Source organism: Streptomyces sp. NPDC002499, assembly GCF_053595415.1.
On record NZ_JBSFXO010000003.1, the window covers coordinates 655,337 to 677,698 of the forward strand.

The 22,362-nt window shown below is 70.5% G+C and carries 14 protein-coding genes; 9 read left to right on the plus strand and 5 right to left on the minus strand.

Annotated elements, in window-relative coordinates:
- Positions 1-265: 265 nt before the first annotated feature.
- The 7 genes from ACWD5F_RS10820 to ACWD5F_RS10850 all read left to right on the plus strand — a co-directional run bounded on the left by ACWD5F_RS10820 (position 266) and on the right by ACWD5F_RS10850 (position 11,510).
- Positions 266-1,615: an extracellular solute-binding protein gene (locus ACWD5F_RS10820; RefSeq protein ID WP_451253090.1), complete on the plus strand. Its 1,350-nt coding sequence runs from the start codon at positions 266-268 to the stop codon at positions 1,613-1,615.
- Positions 1,612-2,655: a carbohydrate ABC transporter permease gene (locus ACWD5F_RS10825; protein ID WP_451253092.1), complete on the plus strand. Its 1,044-nt coding sequence runs from the start codon at positions 1,612-1,614 to the stop codon at positions 2,653-2,655. The genes ACWD5F_RS10820 and ACWD5F_RS10825 overlap by 4 nt, the downstream gene beginning before the upstream one ends.
- The gene (locus ACWD5F_RS10830) at positions 2,652-3,566 is read left to right on the plus strand and encodes a carbohydrate ABC transporter permease (RefSeq protein WP_451253094.1); all 915 of its coding nucleotides are present in this window, start codon (positions 2,652-2,654) and stop codon (positions 3,564-3,566) included. Before ACWD5F_RS10825 ends, ACWD5F_RS10830 begins: the two co-directional genes overlap by 4 nt.
- A gap of 56 nt (positions 3,567-3,622) precedes the next feature.
- Positions 3,623-5,158 carry a glycosyl hydrolase family 28 protein gene (locus ACWD5F_RS10835; RefSeq protein WP_451253096.1) on the plus strand — a complete coding sequence of 512 codons (1,536 nt, stop codon included), beginning with the start codon at positions 3,623-3,625 and terminating at the stop codon, positions 5,156-5,158.
- The gene (locus ACWD5F_RS10840) at positions 5,155-8,511 is read left to right on the plus strand and encodes a putative Ig domain-containing protein (RefSeq protein ID WP_451253098.1); all 3,357 of its coding nucleotides are present in this window, start codon (positions 5,155-5,157) and stop codon (positions 8,509-8,511) included. Before ACWD5F_RS10835 ends, ACWD5F_RS10840 begins: the two co-directional genes overlap by 4 nt.
- Positions 8,512-8,538: 27 nt before the next feature.
- The gene (locus ACWD5F_RS10845) at positions 8,539-9,789 is read left to right on the plus strand and encodes an alginate lyase family protein (protein WP_451253100.1); all 1,251 of its coding nucleotides are present in this window, start codon (positions 8,539-8,541) and stop codon (positions 9,787-9,789) included.
- A gap of 128 nt (positions 9,790-9,917) precedes the next feature.
- Positions 9,918-11,510, plus strand: coding sequence for a carboxylesterase/lipase family protein (locus tag ACWD5F_RS10850; protein ID WP_451253102.1), 1,593 nt, complete (start codon positions 9,918-9,920; stop codon positions 11,508-11,510).
- Here ACWD5F_RS10850 and ACWD5F_RS10855 read toward each other — a convergent pair.
- The 4 genes from ACWD5F_RS10855 to ACWD5F_RS10870 form a co-directional block, all read right to left on the minus strand.
- A complete protein-coding gene (locus ACWD5F_RS10855) occupies positions 11,392-13,266 on the minus strand; it encodes a glycoside hydrolase family 127 protein (RefSeq protein ID WP_451253104.1) in 1,875 nt (624 codons plus the stop codon). The two genes, ACWD5F_RS10850 and ACWD5F_RS10855, sit on opposite strands and share 119 nt — an antisense overlap.
- Before the next feature lie 128 nt (positions 13,267-13,394).
- The gene (locus ACWD5F_RS10860) at positions 13,395-14,450 is read right to left on the minus strand and encodes a LacI family DNA-binding transcriptional regulator (RefSeq protein WP_451253106.1); all 1,056 of its coding nucleotides are present in this window, start codon (positions 14,448-14,450) and stop codon (positions 13,395-13,397) included.
- A 214-nt stretch (positions 14,451-14,664) separates the two neighbouring features.
- Positions 14,665-15,612: a homocysteine S-methyltransferase gene (gene mmuM, locus ACWD5F_RS10865; protein ID WP_451253108.1), complete on the minus strand. Its 948-nt coding sequence runs from the start codon at positions 15,610-15,612 to the stop codon at positions 14,665-14,667.
- A gap of 100 nt (positions 15,613-15,712) precedes the next feature.
- A complete protein-coding gene (locus ACWD5F_RS10870; RefSeq protein WP_451253198.1) occupies positions 15,713-17,845 on the minus strand; it encodes an autotransporter in 2,133 nt (710 codons plus the stop codon).
- Positions 17,846-18,041: 196 nt separating this feature from the next.
- Between ACWD5F_RS10870 and ACWD5F_RS10875 the strand changes: the two genes are divergently transcribed.
- Both ACWD5F_RS10875 and ACWD5F_RS10880 read left to right on the plus strand, forming a co-directional pair.
- Positions 18,042-19,136 (plus strand): glycoside hydrolase family 43 protein, encoded by a 1,095-nt coding sequence (locus ACWD5F_RS10875; RefSeq protein WP_451253110.1) that lies wholly within the window; start codon positions 18,042-18,044, stop codon positions 19,134-19,136.
- Between the two features lies 1 nt (position 19,137).
- Positions 19,138-20,547, plus strand: coding sequence for an RICIN domain-containing protein (locus ACWD5F_RS10880; protein ID WP_451253112.1), 1,410 nt, complete (start codon positions 19,138-19,140; stop codon positions 20,545-20,547).
- A gap of 12 nt (positions 20,548-20,559) precedes the next feature.
- Here ACWD5F_RS10880 and ACWD5F_RS10885 read toward each other — a convergent pair whose 3' ends face one another.
- The gene (locus ACWD5F_RS10885; protein ID WP_451253114.1) at positions 20,560-22,227 is read right to left on the minus strand and encodes a rhamnogalacturonan lyase B N-terminal domain-containing protein; all 1,668 of its coding nucleotides are present in this window, start codon (positions 22,225-22,227) and stop codon (positions 20,560-20,562) included.
- Between the last annotated feature and the right edge of the window lie 135 nt (positions 22,228-22,362).

Sequence of the window (22,362 nt, forward strand, 5' to 3'; positions counted from 1 at the left end):
GATGGAAACATTTTCAGAAAGCGCCTTCTACCGTAGATCTACCGTAGGTCTCCCGAGAAGGGCCGGTCAATCACTCCGACCGAAGGCCAACCGGTTGCCGGATGTACGGCGGAAGTGAGCCCGTGATCCCCGGCTCCCAGCACCCCCAGAGTTTTCGAAACTTGGTCATCCCTCTTGACGGCCCCAGCGGCCGGAAGGAAGCTCCCTCCACTGCCTGTAGAAACCGGTTCCCGAAAACATCTCAGCGCAGAGACTTGGAGGGTTCATGCACACCCAGGCCGGTGCTCCGCCCAGCCGCCGCCGCTTCCTCGCCCTGTCGGCGGGGGGCGCCGCGGCCGGCGCGGCGGCGTTGAGCGGCTGCGCCCTGCACGTGGCCGGTGCCGCGACCGGCGGCGGCGAGCGCGTCACCGTGATGGCCAAACTCGACGACATCTCACCGGAGTTGATCCAGCAGGCGCAGCAGGAACTCGGCATCGGGATCACCGTGGTGCAGGACGACATCACCCGACTGATCGCGATGCTCACCAACGGCAGCCCGCCGGACCTGGTGCGCGGCAGCGGCGCGCTCGACACGCCGTACTTCGCCGCCCGGGGCGTGGCCGAGAACCTCGACCCGTACTTCGCGAAGTCCACCGTCCTCAAGGTGGACGACCTGGCCCCGGCCAACGACCTGTGGCGCTACGACGGCCACACCCAGGGCAAGGGCCCCCGCTACGGCATGGCGAAGGACTTCTCGCAGGACGCGATGTTCTGGTACAACGCGGCGCTCTTCGACAAGGCGGGCGTCGACCACCCGCCCGACACCGAGCCGATCACCTACGAGGCCTGGCTGGAGAACGCCAAGCGCCTCACCCGGCGCAAGAACGGCCAGACCACCGTCTACGGAGGCAGTTACAACGGCCTGGGTCTCGGCATCCTCTTCACCAACCTCACGGCCGCCGCCGGCGGCAGCCTCTTCTCCGCCGACTTCGGCCGCGTCGACTTCACCACCCCCGAGGCCCGCAAGGCCCTTGCCTGGTACGTCGATTACGCCAGGGCCAGGGTCGGACCGAGCCTCGTCCAGCCCAATCCCGACGGCTGGGACGGCCCCACCTATGTCGCGAACCGGATGGCCATGTCCGGCAGCGGCTACTGGCTGGGCGGCATGATCAACGCCGAGCCGAAGCTGGCCGAGGTGTCCCGCCTCGCACCCGCGCCCGTCTTCGAGGGCGGCCCGCGGCTCAGTTCCTGTCAGGGAGCCACCGGCATGTGGATGCCGAAGAAGGCACGCAACAAGGACGCGGCCTGGCGGGTCTTCGAGTGGTTCTTCGGCGAGGGACCGGCCAGGGCGCGCGCCGAGGGCGGCTGGGGGATCCCGAGCCTGAAGTCGCTCCAGCCGCTGATGCCGCACAAGGAGGACTACCAGCAGCGCGTCATCGAGGTGCAGCAGGCCGAGTCGAAGCACTTCTCGGTGACTCCGTTCACCCCGTACATCAAGTGGGACGCGCTGGAGGCCCTCATCAACCAGGTCATTCCGGCCGCGATGAACGGCCGGATCTCCGTCGACACCCTCGCCGGACGCCTCACCTCGGTCGTCAACGAGCAGCTGAAGCGCGGTAAGGAGCAGGTGGGATGACAGCGGAACAGATCCCCGAAGCGGTACGGCGGCCCCGGACCGCCGCGCCCCCCGGCACCGGACGCACCACCTCCGCCCGCACCACCCCCACCCGCACCGGCGCGGGCCACTCCACCCACCTGCCCCGCACCTCCATGACGGCCCGCCGGCGCCGGGCGTTCTACCTGTTCACCTCGCCCTGGATCATCGGGTTCGCGCTGCTGACCGTCGGTCCGATGGCGTACGCGCTCTGGCTGAGTTTCACCACCTTCGACGGCATCTCGCCGCGCTGGCGCTACGTCGGCCTCGGCAACTACCGCGAGCTGCTGTCCGATCCGGTGACCTGGGACTCCCTGGGCCGGGCCGGGGTGTTCGCGCTCACCTCCGTACCGCTGTCGATCGTCGCGGGACTCGCCCTCGCGGTCCTGGTCAACCGCCCCATCAAGGCGCGCGGTCTGTTCCGCACCCTGCTCTATCTGCCGGCCGTGGTGCCGCCGGTCGGCGCGGGGCTGATCTTCAAGCAGCTCTTCAACCGGGACTCGGGTGCCGCCAACGGTGTCCTGCACGTCTTCGGCATCGACGCCCTCGCCTGGCTCGACGACCCGTACGCCCGCTACGTGATCCTGATGGCGGTGCTGTGGGGCGCCGGGAACGTCATGATCATCTCGCTGGCCGGCCTCCAGGACGTACCCCGTGAACTCCACGAGGCGGCCCGGATCGACGGCGCGAGCGCGTGGCGGACCTTCCGCAGCATCACCGTTCCGCTGCTCTCGCCGGTGCTGCTGTTCCAGGCCGTGACCGGGATGATCGCGTCGGTGCAGATGATCATGCCGCTGCTGATCGCGCCCATCTCGACTCCCGCCGGAGTCACGGGGATCCCGCAGACCAACTACATGTACATGATGCACGTGTTCGCCCAGTACTTCGCGATGGGCCGCTACGGCTACGCCTCCGCGCTCCTGTGGGTGCTCTTCGTCCTGATCCTCGTCGTCACCGGGATCGTCTTCAGGGCCACGTCCGGAGTGGTGTTCTACAACGTCGATCCGGAGGCGAAGAAGTGACGTCCACGAGCCTGTCCCCGAAGGGTGCGTCCCCGAAGCCCACGGAAGCGAAGCCCACGGACGCGAAGTCCGCGGAAGCCGCCGGCGTCCGTATCCGCGTCAACCGCCTCGTCCTCTACACCGTCCTCGTCGTGATCACGGGTCTGATGCTCGGCCCCTTCGGCTGGCTGATCGTCACCGGTCTCAAGACGACCCCCGAACTGGCCGCGTCCCCGGTGCACTGGCTGCCCGACCGGATCCAGTGGCACAACTTCGCCGACGCCTTCACCCAGATCGACTTCCTGGGCTACGCCCGCAACTCCCTGATCGTCGCCCTGATCTACGCCACCCTCGTCACCCTCAGCTCCGCCTGGGTCGGCTTCGGCTTCGCGCGCCTCAACGCCCCTGGAAAGAAGGTCCTGTTCGGGGTGCTCCTCGGGTCGATGATGCTGCCGCAGATGATCACGCTCTTCCCGACGTACCTCATCTTCGCGAAGCTCGGCATGGTCGACACGTACTGGCCCTGGGTGCTGTGGGGCCTGGCCGGCGCCCCCTATCTCGTCTTCCTGTTCCGGCAGTTCTTCGCCGGGATGCCCAGGGAGCTGGAGGAGGCCGCGATCGTCGACGGCTGCGGGTACGCGGGTATCTTCTGGCGGATCTTCCTGCCGCAGTCCTGGCCGGTCCTGGCCGCGAGCTTCGTGATCGCCTTCACCTGGAGCTGGGGCGACTTCATCGCACCGATGCTCCTGCTCTCCAACGACCGCACCACGCTCTCCGTCGCCCTCATGACCTCGTACGTCACTCCGGGCGGCCTGCCCGTGAACAACCTGCTGGCCGCGGGCTCGGTGATGTTCGTCGTGCCCGTCCTGCTCATCTTCCTCGTCGCCCAGCGCGGCTTCGTGGCCGGCATGTCGACGACCGGCCTCAAGTAGCCCCTCTCGTAACCCCTTTGGCAGCCCCTTCCGTACCACCTCGCAAGGAGTCGCAGATGAACACGCCCCTGTCCCGTCGTACCGCCCTCCAGGCGGTCGGCGCCACCACCCTCGCCGCCGGTCTGTCGGGCGGTCTGACGGCCACGCCGGCCCAGGCCGGCGACCACGGCCACAACTCCCGCCCGAAGCTGGTCACTTACCCCCGCCCGGCCACCATGCCGACCAACACCTCCTTCAAGGTGCGGGCCCGCACCGCACCCGACGGCGAGTGGCAGACCCTCGACATCTGGCGGCCGCAGCTGGAGGAGATCAACGCCACCACCGGCTCCGGCAAGGTCTACAACTCCTCGATGGTGTACTTCGACTTCCGGGGTTCCGTGGAGCTGGAGATCACCTATCTCAAGGGCGGCACCACCAAGGCCCGGGTGAGACCGGACGCGCTCGGCATCACGCCCGAACTCCTCGGCGACACCCTGCGGTTCACCCTCGATGAGCCGCGCGACATCGTCGTACAGATCAACGACGAGATCTTCGACTGCCTGCACGTCATCACCAACCCCCTTGAGAAGCACGCCCCGTCGGCCGACGACCCGGACATCATCTACTTCGGACCCGGCGTGCACACCGTCACCGGCAACGTCCTGACCGTCCCCAGCGGCAAGACCGTGTATCTCGCGGGCGGCGCGGTGCTCACCGCCCAGGTCTACTTCAAGGACGTCGAGCGGGCCCGCCTCGCCGGGCACGGCGTGCTGTACAACAACCCCGGCGGCGCGATCCTCTGCGAGGGCAGCAAGAACATCCGCGTCGACGACGTGATCATCCTCAACCCGGCCGGGTACGCGGGCACGTTCGCCGAGAGCAAGCGCGTCCGCATCACCAAGGCGCGCGCGTTCAGCTCGAAGGGCAACGGCGACGGTTTCGACGTCTTCTCCTCGACCGGGATCACCTTCGACGGCTGCTTCATGCGCAACTCCGACGACTGCATCGCCATCTACTGCCACCGCTGGGACTACTACGGCGACACCCGCGACGTCACCGTCAAGAACTGCACCCTGTGGGCCGACGTCGCCCACCCGATCAACGTCGGCACGCACGGCAACTCCGACGCGCCCGAGACGATCGAGAACCTCGTCATCAAGAACATCGACGTCCTCGACCACCGCGAACCCCAGATGAACTACCAGGGCTGCATCGCCCTCAACCCCGGCGACTCCAACCTCATCAAGAACGTGCGGATCGAGGACGTACGGATCGAGGACTTCCGCTGGGGCCAGGTCATCTACATGAAGGTCATGTACAACACGAAGTACAACACCTCGGTCGGCCGCGGGATCGACGGCGTCTACGTCAAGAACCTCACCTACACCGGCACCCGTGCCAACCCGTCCCTCCTCCTCGGCTACGACGCCGACCACGCGATCAAGAACGTCACCTTCGAGAACCTGGTGATCAACGGCCTGGTGGTCGCCGACTCGATGAAGAAGCCGACCTGGTACTACACCACCGACTCGGTCCAGTGGTTCTCCAACGAGCACGTGACGAACCTGAAGTTCCTCACGACCGCCGAGGCGGAGGCGGCCGCGGCGTCATGACCGTCCCGACTCCCGTGCCTGTTCCCGCTCCCGTCACCCCGAGCCGCCGGGGCTTCCTCGGCGGCACCGCCGCCCTGCTGCTGGCCTCGGGTGCGAGCGGCCTGCTCGTGCCCGGCCGGGCGGTGGCGGCCGGCGGCGACTCCGAGGTGACCTTCTCCCACCCCGGCCTCCTGCACACCGCCGACGACCTCGCCCGGATGAAGGCGGCAGTGGCCGACAGACAACCCCCGGTCCACGACGGCTACTTGGCGCTCGCGGCCCACGCCCGCTCCTCCTCGTCGTACGTCGTCCAGAACACCGGCCAGATCACCACCTGGGGCCGAGGCCCCGCCAACTACCAGAACCAGGCCGTCGCCGACTCGGCCGCCGCCTACCAGAACGCCCTGATGTGGTGCGCCACCGGGGAGCGCACCCATGCCGACAAGGCCCGCGACATCCTGAACGCGTGGTCGGCGTCCCTGACGACGGTCACCGGCGCCGACGGACCGCTCGGCGCGGGCCTCCAGGCCTTCAAGTTCGTCAACGCGGCCGAACTCCTGCGCCACACGGGCTATGACGGCTGGGCGCGGGAGGGCATCTCCCGCTGCGAACGATCGTTCCTCGACGTCTGGTATCCGGCGGTGTCCGGCTACATGCTCTACGCCAACGGCAACTGGGATCTGACGGCTCTTCAGACCATCCTGGCCATCGGCGTGTTCTGCGAGGAACCGGTCCTCTTCGAGGACGCCCTGCGCTTCGCCGCGGCCGGCGCGGGCAACGGCAGTGTGCTCCACCGCATCGTCACCGACGCCGGCCAGGGCCAGGAGTCCGGCCGCGACCAGGGCCACGAACAGCTCGCCGCCGGCCTGACCGGCGACCTCGCCCAGGTCGCCTGGAACCAGGGCGTCGACCTGTGGTCCTTCGACGACCACCGCATCCTCGCCAACTTCGAGTACGCCGCCCGCTACAACCTCGGCGGCGACGTCCCCTTCACCCCCGACCTCGACCGCACCGGCAAGTACATCAAGACGTCCGTCTCGGCCGTCTCGCGCGGCACCCTGCCGCCGATCTACGAGATGGCGTACGCCCACTTCGCCGGCGTGCGCGGCCTCGACGCCCCGTACACGAAGAACGCCGTCTTCCGCGGCACCGGCGGCACCCGCGCCGTCGAGGGCAGCAACGACGACCTGCCCAGCTGGGGCACCTTCACCTACGCCGGCACCACCGCCCCGACGCCGACCGCACCCACCGCCCCGGCCGGCGTCACCGCGACCGGCACCGACGACTCCGTCACCGTGGCCTGGCTGCCGTCCAGTTGGGCGGACACGTACACCGTCCGCCGCGCCACCCGCCCCGAGGGCCCGTACGAGAAGATCGCCACCGGAGTCGTCCAGCCGACCTACCGCGACCGCCGGGTTCGGCAGGGACGGACGTATCTCTACACCGTCCGCGCCACCAACTCCCAAGGCAGCAGCGGTGATTCGCCCACCGTCTCCGCCACAGCCGGCCTCCCCGGACCCTGGTCCACTCAGGACCTCGGCGACGTACGGACCCCCGGCTCCGCCGCCTTCGACGGCGAGCGCTTCGTCCTGGAGGCGAGCGGCACCGCCGACACCTACCGGCTCGCCCACCTCCCGCTGCGCGGCGACGGCACGGTCACCGCGCGGATCGTGTGGCCGCTCAGCTCGCAGTACTCGAAGATCGGCGTCACCGTCCGCGCCTCGCTGGACGCCGGCGCGCCGCACGCGGCCATGCTGATCCAGGGGCTGCCGCTGCACACCTGGAGCGGGGTGTTCTCCACCCGGCCCGCTACCGGCGCCGAGATCTCCGCGACCGGCAGCACGCCCGTGCCGCCCACGCAGCAGCAGGCGATTACGACGTCGGCCGCCTTCCCGATCTCCGACCTCGGCACGCTGCCCGAGTCGGCGACCCCGCTGGAGGCGCCGTACGTCGAGGGCGCGGGCGACGGCTACCGGCTGCGGGCGCCCTACTGGGTGCGGGTCGCCCGCAGGGGCCGGCGACTGACCGGCGCGATCTCTCCCGACGGCATCCGCTGGACCCAAGTCGGCGCCACCGAGGTCGAGTTGGGACGCACGGCGTACGCCGGCCTGGTCCTCACCTCCTGCCTCGGTGTCGACGCGGAGTACGCCGAGACCGGCACCGGAGCCTTCGACAACGTCAGCGTGACCTCCGCGTCCGGCGAGGTGTGGTCCGTGCCGCGCCCCGCCCGCACCGTTACCGACCTGCGCGCCGAAACCGGTGCCGACGCCGTCGAGCTGGCCTGGACCGACCCCGACCTCGCCGCCCGGTTCACGGTGCTGCGGGCCGCCCACGCCGACGGCCCGTACCGCACGATCGCGACCGGTGTCGGCGCGGTCGGCTTCGGCACCCGCGTCCGGTACGCGGACGCGACGGGGGCGCCCGGCTCGACGTACCACTACGTCGTCGTGAAGACCAACACCGCCGGCCGTGGCCCGCGTTCGCGGTCCGCCGCGGCGGCGATGCCCACGCCCACGGTTCCCCGGCTCACCTCGGCCACCGCGCTCTTCGCCAACAAAGGCGCCCCCTTCCGGTACCAGCTGCGTGCCGCTCACGAGCCCGTGCGCTTCACCGCGGACGGCCTGCCCGAGGGGCTGCGCGTCGACCGCCGTACCGGCCTGATCTCCGGAACGCCCGCCGGGACGGGCGAGTTCACGGTCACGGCCGGTGCGGGCAACGCGGCCGGTGTCGGCTCCGGCACCCTCGCCCTCACGGTCGGCGCCGCGCCGCCCGCGCCGTGGACGTACGGCGATCTCGGCGACACCGTGCTCGACGACCGTGCCTTCGGGACGCTGGGCGTGGTCGCGATCACCACGCCGGGCAGCACGTCGTACGCCGGCGGGAACTTCACCGTGCGGGGCGCGGGAGTCGATCTGAACGCCAACGGCCAGGGGATGACAGGCCAGTTCGTGCGGCGGCCGGTCCGCGGCGACTGCGAGGTCGTCGCCCGGCTCGTCTCGCGCAACGGCGTGAGCGCCGACCGTGTCGGGCTGCTCGTGGCGAAGTCGCTGTCGCCGTTCGACCAGGCGGCGGGGGCGATCGTCACCGGCGGGAGCACCGCTCAGCTCATGCTCCGCAAGACGGTGGCCGGAGCCTCCGCCTTCACCGGTGGCGCGGCCGTCACCCTCCCCGCCCTGCTGCGGCTGAAGCGCGTCGGGACCGCCTTCGGCGCGGCCCTGTCCACCGATGACGGCGTCACCTGGACCCCCCTCGCCGACGGAGTGATCCCCGGCTTCGGTGACGCCCCCTACTACGTCGGACTGGTCGTCTGCTCGCGCAGTCAACTCGTCCGCTGCACCGCCGAGTTCGACGAGGTGAGCATCACGCCCACCTGAGCCGTCATGGATTGGAGATGCACAGGAATGAGCCGCACATCCCCCCACGAGCACCTCCGCACAACCGAGTTGAGCCGCCGCGGTCTCCTGAGGACCGCCGGTGGCCTCACCGCCGCCCTCGCCCTGGGCGGCACCACGGTGGCCACCGCCGCGCACGCGGCCCCGGCGACCTTCACCCACCCCGGCATGCTGCACAACGCCGGCGACATCAACCGGGCCAAGGTCAGGGTCGCGGCGGGAACCGACCCCTGGCTGTCCGGCTGGAACAGGCTGACCGCCAACTCCCACTCCCAGTCCACCTGGACCAACCGGGCCACCGCCACGATCATCCGCGGCGGCACCGGACAGAACTACAGCCTGCTCTACAACGACATCGCCGCCGCCTACCAGAACGCGCTGCGCTGGAAGGTCGGCGGCACCGAGGCCAACGCCGTGTGCGCCGCGAACATCCTCAACGCCTGGTCGTCGACGCTGACTTCGGTCACCGGGAACGCCGACCGGTTCCTCGCGGCCGGCCTCTACGGCTGGCAGTTCGCCAACGCCTGCGAACTCATGCGGGACTACAGCGGGTTCGACCTGGCCGCCGCCCAGCAGCTGCTGGCCGACGTCTTCTACCCGCTCAACAACAGCTTCCTGACCAACCACAACGACGCCTGCATCACCAACTACTGGGCCAACTGGGACCTGTGCAACATGGCCTCGATCCTGGCCATCGGGATCCTCAACGAGGACAGCGCCAAGTACGACCAGGCCGTCACCTACTTCAAGTCCGGGGCGGGCAACGGCTCGATCGCGCACGCCGTGCCGTACCTGTACACCGACTCCGACGGCTACGCGCTCGGCCAGTGGCAGGAGTCCGGCCGCGACCAGGGCCACACCGTCCTGGGCATGGGCCAGATGGGCGCGATCTGCGAGATGGCCTGGAACCAGGGCGACGACCTCTACGCGTACGACAGCCGTCGCTTCATGAAGGCCGCCCAGTACGTCGCCAAGTACAACTCGGGCGGCGACGTGCCCTTCACCACCTACACCTGGGGCACCGGGCAGAGCTGCGCCCAGTCGTCCCAGACGGTGGTCTCCGCCGCCTCGCGCGGCCAGATCCGGCCGGTGTGGGCGATGCTCCACTTCCACTACAACCGCCGGATCGGCCTCGACGACAAGTACATCTCCGCCATGTACTACAACCTCGTCGCGCCCGAGGGCGGGGGAGGTGACTACGGCTCCGACAGCGGCGGCTACGACCAGCTCGGCTTCGGCACCCTGATGTACGCCAAGTAGGGACCTGGCCAAGCGGTGCCCTGTACGCCAAGTAGCCGTCTCACCGCGCTCTGCACCGGAATACCCGAGCGATCTGTGGTGCTCTGTTGTTCACGGTGCAGTAGCGCGGTGGGAAGGCTGGTGGGCAGATGACAGCAGTCGGGGCAGCAGTGCAGACGGACCCCGTGGTGGGCACGCCGTACGGGGCCGTGCGCGGCCGGTACGAGCACGGGATCGCGGTATTCCGGGGCATTCCCTATGCGGCGCCGCCCTTCGGTCCCCGCCGGTTCCGGCCGCCCGTGCCGCCCGAGCCCTGGGACGGGGTGCGGGACGCGGGCGCCTTCGGGTCGACGGCGCCGAAACCGCCGTACTCCGAAGCCTTCGCGAAGCTGCTCGCCGACCCGGTCGTGCCCGGCGACGACTGTCTGAATCTCAACGTCTGGACCCCCGAGCCGGGTCCCGGCGCCAAGCTCCCGGTGCTGGTGTGGCTGCACGGCGGTGCTCTGACCAGGGGTTCCTCGGCAGTGCCGGTGTACGACGGGCACACCTTCGCGCGGGACGGCGTGGTCTTCGTGTCGGTGAACTACCGACTGGGCGTCGAGGGCTACGGGCTGTTCCCGGACGCCCCCGCCAACCCCGGGCTGCGCGACCAGCTGGCCGCGCTGGAATGGGTGCACCGGGCGATCGGCGCGTTCGGCGGCGACCCCGACCGGATCACCCTGGCCGGACAGTCCGCGGGAGCGATCAGCATCGGCGCCCTGCTCGCCGCCCCGCAGGCGCGGGGCCTGATGCGGCGGGCGGTCCTGCAGAGCGGGCCGCCCGAGGCGTTCGACCGGGACAAGGTACGGCGCATGGTGCGCCGCATGGCCACCCGGCTGAAGGTCCCCGCCACCGCCGCGGCCTTCGCCGAGGTCGACCGCGAGCTGCTGCTGCGCGTCCAGGCCGACGTGGGCCGGCTCAGCAGCCCGGTGCTCGGCGGCCCCACCTTCGGGCTCGTCGTCGACGGCGACCTCGTCCCCCGCGACCCGCTGGAGGCGCTCGTCGACGGCGACGCCTCGAAGGACGTCGACCTGATGCTGGGCTGGACCCGCGACGAGTACCGCCTCTGGCTGGTCCCCGGCGGACTCCTGGAGCGCGTCGACCGGCTCGGCGCGGTCGCCCTGGCCGGGGCCATGGCCCGCTGCCACTGCGGTACCGAGGTGCCGCGCGGCTACCGCGCCCTGCACCCGGAGGCCGGCACCGCCGAGATCGTCGGCCAGCTCGTCACCGACCACCTCCTGCGCCTCCCGCTGCACCGCCTGGCCGAAGCCCGCCCCGAGCGGTCGTACGTCTACGAGTTCGCCTGGCCCTCCGGCCTGCCCGACCTCGGCTCCTGCCACGGCCTGGAGCTGGGCTTCGTCTTCGACACCGGCGACGTGCCCGAGTCCCGCAGACTGGCCGGCGACCACGCCCCGCAGGAGCTGGCCGACGCCATGCACGGCGCGTGGGTGCGGTTCGCGACCGACGGGGACCCCGGCTGGCAGCGCTGGGACGACTCGCACCCGGTGCGGATCTTCGACGCGGGCGAGCCGCACACCGCGTACGGGCCGCGCGACGCCGAGTTCGCCCTGTGGGCGGCCGACGTCACTCCCGCGGAATCCACACCCGCATCGGTCCCGCCCCTCGGTTTGCCCACACGTGGTACGGAACTGCGCTCAGTCGTACGACGTCTGCGCCTGCCCGGCTCCGTCCGTCGGCCGTGACCACGGTGACCCCGCCCAGCAGCTCCGGCTCGTGCCGGGCGCTCAGGTGGGCGTCGTGCGGGAGGGTGAGCTCCTCGAACGGGATGCCGGCCCGCTGGTCCTCGCCCTCCAGGCAGTGCACCAGCGGGCCGCGCTCGATCGCGACACAGCCGCGTACGCCGTCCACGCGCGGGTCGGGCAGGGTCAGCCGGGGGCTCAGGTCCAGGTCGACGGTGAGCGAGTCCCCGGGGTGCCAGCGCCGGCGCAGCCGCAGCCAGCCCGGCACCGTCTCGGCGGGCGAGTCCCCGTTCGGGGCGGTCGCCGTGAAGTCCGGGCACCACGACGGGATGCGCAGCGACAGCGTCCAGTCCGCGTCGGCGGGCGCGGCCTCGACGGTCACCGCGATCCGGCCCCGCCAGGGATAGTCGGTCTCCACCCGGACCCGGCCGCCGCCGGCCTCGTACACACCCGTCGCGTACTGGTGCAGCTGCAGCCCCTCGGCGTCGCCGCTCGCCATGTAGTGGGGGAGCGAGGCGAGCAGCCGCATCACGTTGGGCGGGCAGCAGGCACAGCGGAACCAGGGCGTGCGGCGCACCGAGTCGTCACCGCCGAACTCCTCGTGCGCCTCCCGGACTTGGAGCGGATTGACGTACAGCCAGCTGTCGCCGTCCAGGCCCACACCGGACAGGAAGCCGTTGAACAGCGTCCGCTCGACCAGGTCCGAGTACTTCGCCTCGCCCGTCAGCAGCGCCATCCGCCAGGACCACTGGACGGAGGCGATCGCGGCGCAGGTCTCGGCGTAGGCGCGGTCCGGGGGCAGTTCGTACGGGTCGCCGAAGGACTCCCCGTCGTAGCGGGCGCCGAGCCCGCCGGTGAGGTAGGTCTTGGTGCCCGCCATCGCGGCCCAGATCCGCTCCAACGCGGCCCGCAGCCCCGCGTCCCCGGTCTCCACCGCCAGATCGGTCGCGCCGGCCAGCAGATACAGCTGTCGTACGGCATGACCGGTGACCGTCGTCGCCTCGCGCACCGGGACGTGGTCCTGCCAGTAACCGGCGCCCGGGTCGCGGCCTGCGCCCTCGCCCAACAGGCCCTGCCCGCGCCGCTCGACGAAGTACGCGGCCAGGTCGAGCCAGCGCTGCTCCTCGGTCTCCCGGTACAGCTCCATCAGCGCGGTCTCGATCTCCGGATGCCCGCACACGCCGTCGATCGCCCGGTCCGGCCCGAAGAGCGTGTCGACGAGCACCGCGAACCGCACGCCGATGGCGAGGAGTTCGAACTTCCCGGTCGCCCGGTGGTGCGCCACGGCCGCCTGGAGGAGATGGCCCACGCAGTACAACTCGTGCCCCCAGCGCAGGTCCTGCCACCGCTGCTCGGGCCGGGCGAGCCGGTAGTACGTCTGCAGGTAGCCGTCGGCCTCCTGGGCACCGGCCAGCAGGGCGATCAACTCGTCGACGTGCGCGGTCAGTTCAGAGTCGCTGGGGGTTTCACTGTCGTCATCGGCGCGGTCGGCGAGTTGCCAGGACGCGGCCTCCAGCCACTTGTGCACGTCAGAGTCCTGGAAGGGGTAGTCGCCGACGAAGGTGCCCTTGCCGTCGGCGGCGGCCCGCAGGTTGGCGAGATTCCCGGCCGCCTCCAGCCGTTCCGGCCCCTGCGGGATGCTGACCTCGGCGTTCGTACGGCGCCGCGCGGCCCAGAAGCCGCCCGTGATCCGCGCTGCGGAGGCCGGACGCAGGGCGGTGGACGCGCGGCCGGTGGGACGGATCGGGCCAGTGCTCATACTGGGCGCTCCGGGATGAGAAACCGTTTTCCGACGGCGCGAGCCTAGGAAACGGGGGCGATCCGGACAAGGGGGCGCTCGGGGTGACGGGGTTGCGCGGGCCGCCCGCTTCGAGCTGCCCGCCGCCGCTATTCCTTGAGCGGGGCCACCGAACCGCGCACCACCACATGCGTGCCCAACAGCAGGTGCTCGTCCGGGGTTTCGGGGGTCCGGCCCAGGGCCGTGCGGACGGCCAGCCGGCCCAACTCCTCGTAGGGGACATGGACCGTGGTCAGCGCGGGATACAGATCGCGGGCGAACGGGATGTCGTCGTAGCCCGCCAGCGAGACATCGCCCGGCACGTCCAGACCCCCCTCGCGCAGGGCGGTCAGCGCGCCGGCCGCGACCATGTCGGTGGCGGCGATCACAGCCGTGAACTCCAGGCCCTGCTTGAGCGCCCCGCGCATCAGCCGGTGGCCCGAGTCGCGGGTGAAGTCGCCGTGCAGGAGCAGCGCCGGGTCCGGTTCCACCCCGCGGGCGCGGTGCGCGGCGAGATAGCCGCGCTCCCGGCCCAGGGCGGTGGTGTGGTCCGGCTTGCCGCCGAGGAACAGGATCCGCCGGTGGCCCTGCGCCAGGACATGGGCGACCAGGGCGTACGCGCCGCCCTCGTTGTCGTACTCGATGACCGTCACCGGCGCGCCGGGCCCGAGCGGCGGGCGGCCGCACAGGACGAGCCGGGAGCCGGCCGACGCGAGCGAGTCGGCCATACGGCGGGTGCGCTCGCGGTACTCGGCGGTGTCGGCGGCGCCGCCCACCAGGATCACCGCGGCGGCACGCTGGGCCCGCATCATCTCGACGAACTCCAGCTCCTGCCGCACGTCACCCTCCGTGCCGCACACCAGGCACAGATGCCCGAGCCGGGTCGCCTCGCGCTCCACGCCGTACGCCATGTGGGCGAACGACGGACCGGTGATGTCCTCGAGCACGAAGGCCAACGTGGGCGTGCCGACCCCGGCGACCGCCTTGGCGCGCGCGTCGGCGACGTAGTCCAGGTCCCGGACCGCCCGCTCCACGCGGGTACGGGTCGCCGCGCTGACCGGGTACACCCCGCCGAGCACCCGCGACACCGTCGACGCGGACACGCCCGCGCGGGCCGCCACGTCCCGGATCGTGCTCCGCCCGACGTCCTCGCTCTTCCGCGTCATCCTCGCCCGCCCTTCTCCCGTCCCTGTCGCCCACCCTCGGGAACTGCGACAACACGGGTGGCAACCGGTTCCGGGTGCGGAGGCTAGCAGGGGGGTGCGGGCGGCGACAGGAGGGTGGAGGCGGGTGGTCGGGGGCGGGAGGGGGAGTGCGGGTGCGGGGGTGGCGGGCGCGCGGGTGTCGTACGCCCCCTGCGGGCGCCCTCGGGGAGGTCGGCTACGCCCCCGCCAGCACCTTCCTGATCCCCGAGATCCCCTCCGGCCCCACCCGGCAGCAGCCGCCGATCAGCCGGGCGCCGGCGTCCCGCCAGCCCGTGACCTGCTCCGGCGCGAACGTGGCGCGGCCGTTCCAGGCGCGAGCCTCGGCGTCCCAGGTCTCGCCGCTGTTGGGATAGGCGACGACGGGCTTGCCGGTGACGCGGGCGGCGGTCGCGACGGCGTTGTCGACGTCCTCGGGGGCGCAGCAGTTCACGCCGACCGCGATCACCTGGTCGGCGTCCGCGGCCAGGGCGAACGCCTCCTCCAGGGGCTGACCGGCGCGGGTGCGGTCACCCGCGATCGAGTACGACAGCCAGACGGGTACGTCGAAGTCGCGCACCGCTCCGAGCAGCGCCTCGGCCTCGACGGTGTCCGGGATCGTCTCCAGGGCCAGCACGTCGGGACCGACCGCGGCCAGCGCCTCCAGGCGGGGCCGGTGGAAGTCCGCGAGCTCGGCCACGCTCAGCCCGTACCGGCCCCGGTACTCGGAGCCGTCCGCGAGCATCGCGCCGTACGGGCCGACCGAGGCCGCCACGTACAGGGGCCGGTCGACACCCCGCCGCCACGCCTCGGTCGCCGCGTCCAGGGCCAACTCCACGCTGAGGCCGATGAGTTCGAGCGCCTTGTCGCGCTTGACCCGGCGCCGGGCGAAGCCCTCGACGGTGGCCTGGTAGCTGGCGGTGATCGCCACGTCCGCGCCCGCCTCGAAGTAGGCGAGGTGGGCCTCGGTGATCGCCTCGGGCGAGTCGGCCAGCAGCCGCGCCGACCACAGCTCGTCGCTCAGGTCGTGCCCGGCGGACCTCAGCTGGTTGGACATACCGCCGTCGAGCACGAGCGGTCCGGCCGCGAGCGAGTCGGCGAACGAGCGGGAGAGATGGGCGGGCGGGAACGGGGTGTCGCTGGTCATGCCCCGACGCTAGCCGAAGGGGCACGCGAGAGCGGAGTCCGTCCGATGAGTGAACGAATCGCCCAGTATGTGGGATGCCCGGAGGCCCGGGCTCGGTCGCCTACGGGTGCGGCGCCGCATGCCGACCGCCCCCACCTCCTCGGCCTCCTCGGCGGCCCCCGCGCCGCACCGCCGGTATCGCCAGCCCGATGAGCAGGCCCACCGCGAGGACGTACGGCCACCAACCGAGCCTGGCGCTAGCGGTGTTGGCGGTGTGGAGGGTGGCTGCGGTGGTCGGGCTCCCGGAGGCCGTGTCGGGGTGGTTCGCCGCCGGTGCGGGAGTGGCCGTGGTCGCGGCCAGGACGACGTCGTTGCCGTCGCCGCCCCGGTAGCTGACGCGGTACGTCGTGTCGGCGAGCTTCAGGCGGGCGCCCTCCTCGAGGCCCTTGAAGGCGCCGGTGGTCTTCGCCTTGCCGGTGTGGTTCAGGACGGTGATCGTGCGGGCGGGTGCGGTGCCGGCGGCGGAGAGGTCGAGGTCGCCGGCCAGCCGGACGGCCCCGTTCACCTTCAACGGCCGTTGCGCGAGGACCAGTTCGCCCTTCGTGCTCTGCGTGTAGTCACCGGCGACGGTGACCCCGCCCGCGACCACACCGTCGTTGGTGACCGCCCCCTTCACCGTCCCCGTGCCGCTCAGCGAGGTCGCCACCCGCAGGCCGGCCGGTCCCGGGTCGAGACGTGCGCCCGTCGACGTGAGCCGAATGGCCGAGCTGCGGGCGAGAGTTGCTCCGTCGCGCAGCGCCAGCGTGCCCTTGGTGACCGTCGTCCTCCCCGTGTACGTCACCGCCCCGCCCGTCAGTGTCGTCGTCGCGGCGCCCGACTGGACGAGCGAGCCGGAGCCGCCGATCCGGGACAGGGAGAGGGGCGTGGAGGCGTTCCGTACGACCAGGGTTCCGTCGTTCGCCACCCGGCGGCGGTCCGTCCCCGTCATCAGGGAGCCGTCGCCCTGGGCCGAGGTCCCGAGCCCCAGCCGCAGCACGGCCCCCTTCTCGATGGTGGTCGAGCCGTCGTAGTACTGCTTCGCCGCGAACGTCACGTCGTTCCCGCGCGTCCCCGCGATGACGACGTCCCCGGCGCCGGGCGCGCCCAGCGTGTCGTGGTAGCGGCCGCCGCCGATCGGCGCCCCCAGCGTCACCGGGCCGTTGTAGTCGAAGGTCAGCCTGGAGCGGCGCCCGCTCGCCTCGTGCAGGTTGATGTAGACGGTGTCCTTCGTGCCCGGTATGAAGATCTGGTGCGTGGTGCCGTCGCCCCAACGCACGTCGGCGCCCTCGATGTTGGTGCCGCGCTTGTTCAACTGGTGGGCGACGGAACGCCAGTTGAGATTCGGGTCGCTGAGCGAGGGGTTCGTGTCGCCGCCCCGGTCGCTGTAGCTGTACTGGCCGGTGAGCACGACCTTGCTGCCGGGCCGGGTGTGGACGTTGACGTCACTGCCGTACGCGCGCTGGTAGAAGTTCTGGCGCAGGGTGATCGTCCGGTACAGCGGGGTGTCGATGATCCAGGACCCCTGGTTGAGGATCGCGCGGGCGGCGGGCAGCGCCACCGGGTACTCGGGGCGGCCGACGGCCATGCCGGTGCCGTTGTCGATGACCCCGGAGAACGGGTGGGTGCCGGCGAGGTCGAGGGTGCCCCACATGTTGCGCGGCTGGGTGACCAGGCCCGAGCCGCTGATGGTGCCGATGTTGAAGGTGCGGGTCAGAGATAGGCGGAGGGTCCCGTCGACCCGGACGTTGAGCTGGTTGAGCTGATAGCCCGGGGTGTCGTACGGGAAGTGCCCGATCAGGCCGGTGCCGCCGCCCGTGCCGTACTGGAGGGTCGCCCCGCGCCGGACCGTGATAGCCGGCGGGTCCGGATTGGTCACCGTGGTGTACGGGTGGTTGCCGCCCTGCGTCCTCACGACCTGCCGCTGCCGTGCCTTCGGGAGCGTGAAGTCGCTGTCCTTGCTGAGGACCAGCGTCCCGCTCCCGCGCACGGTGAGCGTGCCCTCACCGCGCAGGACACCGTCGTACGTCGTCGTCCCGGGCGGCACGGTGACCACCGTGTCGCCGGTGAGCGAGACGTCCCGGTCGGCGAGGACGTCGGCGGTCACGTCCCGAGGACCGGTGCCGGCCGCCGCGGCCGGGGGAGCGGAGGTGAGGAGGGCGGCGACCGCGGCGAGGGCGCCGGCGGCTGCTGCTGTGGTGTGGATATGGCTGCGCACGGGAGTGGAGACGGATCGGGGCACCCCTGGATAACAGAAAATCCGGCCGGAGATGAAAGAGCGGGGGAAAGCGCTCTCTCTTTGTCGCGTCGGACCCGTTGACCTCGTGGTGGCACACCCTTACCTTTTCGGCGTTCGAGCTGTTCGTAATGACAGATGGCGTTCGCCATCTCGAACGTCCCCGAGAGGCAGCCGTATGAGCCGCAACGACGACCTGCCGCATGTCCCCAGCCGGAGGCTGACGCATGCCCCCAGCCGGAGGCTGATGCTGAAGGGAGCCGCCCTGGCCGCGGGCGCCCTGGCCATCGCCCCGCCCCCGGCGACCGCGTCCCCGAAAGCAGCCCCGTTCGTGAACCCGCTCGTCCGCCAACGCGCTGACCCGTACATCCACCGGCACGCCGACGGCCACTACTACTTCACCGCCACCGTCCCCGAGTACGACCGGATCATCCTGCGCCGCTCCCGCACCCTCAACGGCCTTGCGACGGCAGCCGAGTCGGTGATCTGGACCAAGCACGCCACCGGCGTCATGGGCGCCCACATCTGGGCGCCGGAGATCCATCGCATCGGCGGCAAGTGGTACGTCTACTTCGCCTCCGCGCCCGCCGAGAGCGTCTGGGACATCCGCATCTGGGTCCTGGAGAACGCCAACCCCGATCCCTTCCAGGGCACTTGGGTGGAGAAGGGCCAGCTGAAGACGGCCTGGGAGACCTTCTCCCTGGACGCCACCACCTTCACCCACCGGGGCACCCGCTATCTCGCCTGGGCCCAGCACGAGCCCGGCATGGACAACAACACCGCCCTGTGGCTGTCGAGGATGGCGAACCCGGGGACTCTGACGGGCCCTCAAATACGCCTGTCCACACCGGAGTACGACTGGGAGACCATCGGCTACAAGGTGAACGAGGGCCCGGCCGTCATCGCCCGCCAGGGCCGCCTGTTCCTGTCGTACTCGGCCAGCGCCACCGACTGGCACTACTGCATGGGCCTGTTGACCGTCGACGCCGACGCCGACCTGATGGACCCCGCGAACTGGTCCAAGTCGCCGACCCCCGTCTTCACCAGCAACGACACCACCCGGCAGTACGGCCCGGGACACAACTGCTTCACGGTCGCCGAGGACGGCCGCAGCGACGTCCTCGTCTACCACGCCCGCCAGTACAAGGAGATCACCGGCGACCCCCTGAACGACCCCAACCGCCACACCCGGATCCAGCGCCTCGGCTGGCACCCCGACGGCACCCCCGACTTCGGCGTCCCCGTGGCCGACACGGTGAAGGAGAGTGTGTGAGATGAGACGTGCGTACGCCGTGCTGCTCGCCCTGGTCTGCGCCCTCGCCGCCGCCCTGGTGACGGCGGGACCGGCCCAGGCCGCCGCCCAGACCGTCCCCAACGGCACCCAGTTCACCGACACTTCGGGCAACGTCGTGCATGCCCACGGCGGCGGAGTCATCAAGGTCGGCTCCTACTACTACTGGTTCGGCGAGGACCGCAACGCCGACAACACCTTCAAGTACGTGGACGCGTACCGCTCCACCGACCTGAAGACCTGGGAGTTCAGGAACCACGTCCTCACCCAGTCCAGCGCCGCCGAACTCGGCACCGCCTACATCGAGCGGCCCAAGGTCATCTACAACGCCTCCACCGGCAAGTTCGTCATGTGGATGCACAAGGAGAACGGCGTCGACTACAGCGAGGCCCGCGCGGCCGTCGCCGTCTCCGACACCGTCGACGGCAGCTACACCTACCAGGGCAGCTTCCAGCCGCTCGGCCAGTACATGTCCCGGGACATCACCACCTACGTCGACACCGACGGCACGGCCTACATGGTCTCCGCCGCCAACGAGAACTACGACCTGCACATCTACCGGCTCAACTCCGCCTACACCGGCATCGACAGCCTGGTCGCCAACCCCTGGGCGGGCGGCCACCGCGAGGCCCCCGCGCTGTTCAAGCGGGGCAGCGTCTACTTCATGCTGACCTCCGGCGCGACCGGCTGGAGCGCCAACCAGCAGCAGTACGCCACCGCCACCAGCCTCGCCGGCCCCTGGACGTCCTTCACGAACGTCGGCGACTCCACGGCGTACAACTCGCAGACCGCGTACGTCCTGCCGGTGACCGGCACTTCGGGCACCTCGTACCTGTTCATGGGCGACCGCTGGGGCAACTCCTTCGGCGGCACCGTCAACGACTCCCGTTACGTCTGGCTGCCGTTGACCTTCCCGACCTCCACCACGATGTCCATGTCCTGGTACCCGGAGGTCACCGTCGACACGACGGCCGGCACCATCGGCGGGACCGGCGCCACCTACAACACCCTTATCGCACGCAACAGTTCGAAGTGCGCGGACGTCCCGAACCAGTCCCTGTGGCAGGGCGTGGCGATCAGCCAGTACACCTGCAACAGCGGCACCAACCAGAAGTGGTGGTTCAAGGACCTCGGCACCGGCTACTACGAACTCGTCGGCCGGGGCAGTTCCTTGTGCCTCCAGGAGAACGCCACCAATGTCACCCAGGAGAACTGCACCGGCGCCACCGCCCAGCAGTGGAGCCTGACCACGTCCGGCAGTTACGTCCTCGTCAAGGCCCGCGCCAGCGGCGAGTGCCTCGACGTGAACGGCGCGTCCACCGCCAACTCCGCCGCGATCATCACATACACGTGCAGCGGAGCGACCAACCAGCAGTGGACGCGCGGGACCTGACGATCACTCGGGTCAGGACAACAGGTCGATCGCGTCGATCGCCGTACCCGCACTGAGGAAGGACGTCGAACCCGAGCCGCTCGCCACGTAGATCTTCAGCGTGTTGTACGCACCGGTGTCCGTCAGCCAGGCGGACGCCGGGACGCTGTAGGTGAACGTGTAGTTGTTGCCCCGGTAGGAGCCCACGGTCAGCGACCGGGTGCTCGGCTGGGTGGGCGGTGAGGGGACGGCAGAGGTCCAGGTGTCGTTCACGACGACCTGCGGCCGGCCGTTGGCATAGGCCGTCGTCACGCCGATCCGCAGGGTGTGCGCGGCGGCGGCCTGGGCGGCGGTCAGCTTGAAGTACACGATGATCCCGCTGTTGACGTCCTTCCAGAGGTAGCAGGGGAACGCCGAGGTCTCGGTGCCGCTGCCGATGACCACATTGCCGGTCCAGGCCGCGGCCCGGACGTCGGACGGATGGGCGTACGTCATCAGGGCCGCGTTCTTGAAGCCGCCCGGCGTGCCGTCCCAGTCGTTGATGCGCCAGATCGCGCTCGCGTTGGACGGGTCGTTGGAGGACGGGATCGCGATCGTGTTCAGGGTGGTCGTGCCGCCGGCGGTGGCGGTCACCGACGTGGTGTAGACGGCGAGTTCTCCTTTGAAGACGGTCAACGTGTACGTCCCCGGAAGGACTCGGCCGATGGAGAAGTAGCCGTCCGAGGCGCGGGCCGAACCCCAGTACTGGGCGGCGGAGTTGGCGAGCCCGACCGTGTACGCGTACGCCGTGTTCCGGCCGCTGATTCCGACGCCCGCGACCCGGCCCCGGCCGCTCGCGGGGACGTAGCCGGAGATGCCGAGCGCATCGGCCCAGGAGGTGGTGAGGTTGGCGTGGTACAGCGCGGAGGAGGGCGCGCCGCCGTCCGTGAAGGCGATGACGTACGGGCCCTGGAGACCGAAGCGTTGGGCCTCCGTCTGGTTCTCGCCGTAGTACAGGATCTCGTACAGACCGCCCCGGCCGGTGCTCTGGTGGCGCAGCAGGGAGCGGTAGAACGGGCCGCCGGAGGCCTTCTCGTGGTTGGAGCGGACGACGTAGAGCCCGACGCTGCCGGTGCTCCAGCCGATGTAGTCGTAGTCGGCGACCCGCAGCTTCGAGTAGTGCTTGGAGCGGGTCTGGCCGTCGGACTTCTCGAAGACGTCCGAGGCCTCGATGGTGGTCGGCGCGTAAGTGTAGGAATCCGGCTCGTCGTTGAGGAACAGACCGGCCTTGACGCGCACGATGTAGCGGGTCGCGCTGACCGAGGTGTCGGCCTTGTTGGTCCAGAGATAGACGTTGTTCTCGCCGCTGCGGGCCGCGTAGTAGTGCTTCAGCGTGCCGTGCGTGACGGAGATCAGGATGGTCGTGCCGGACTGCGCGAGGGTCACCGTGGAGGCGCCGAGGCCGGACTCGATGTGCGAGTTCATGCCGCCGTAGCCCTGGTACTCCGTGCCCTTGTAGACCAGCGAGGTCAGGTCGCCGTTCGTCTTGCCGACCTTGAACACGAGGCTCGCGCCGGTGTCGACGACGTAGTTCGAACCGTCGTCGCTCCAGCCGAAGTCCGCGGCCGAGGCTGTCTCCGCGAGCGCCGCCGTACCGGCGACAGCGGCCGTGCCGAGGACGAAGGTGCGGCGACGGACCGGTCTGTTCACAGAACCGGACATGGGGGTGCCTCCTTCGGGAGGTGGGGGTGCGGGTGCTTTGGAGGGTGACAGTTGAATCGATTTCGCGAAAGGGCTTTCGCGGCCCCGGAGTTGGCAATGTGGTGAAATTTGACGCGGGACTAGAAAGCGCTTGTC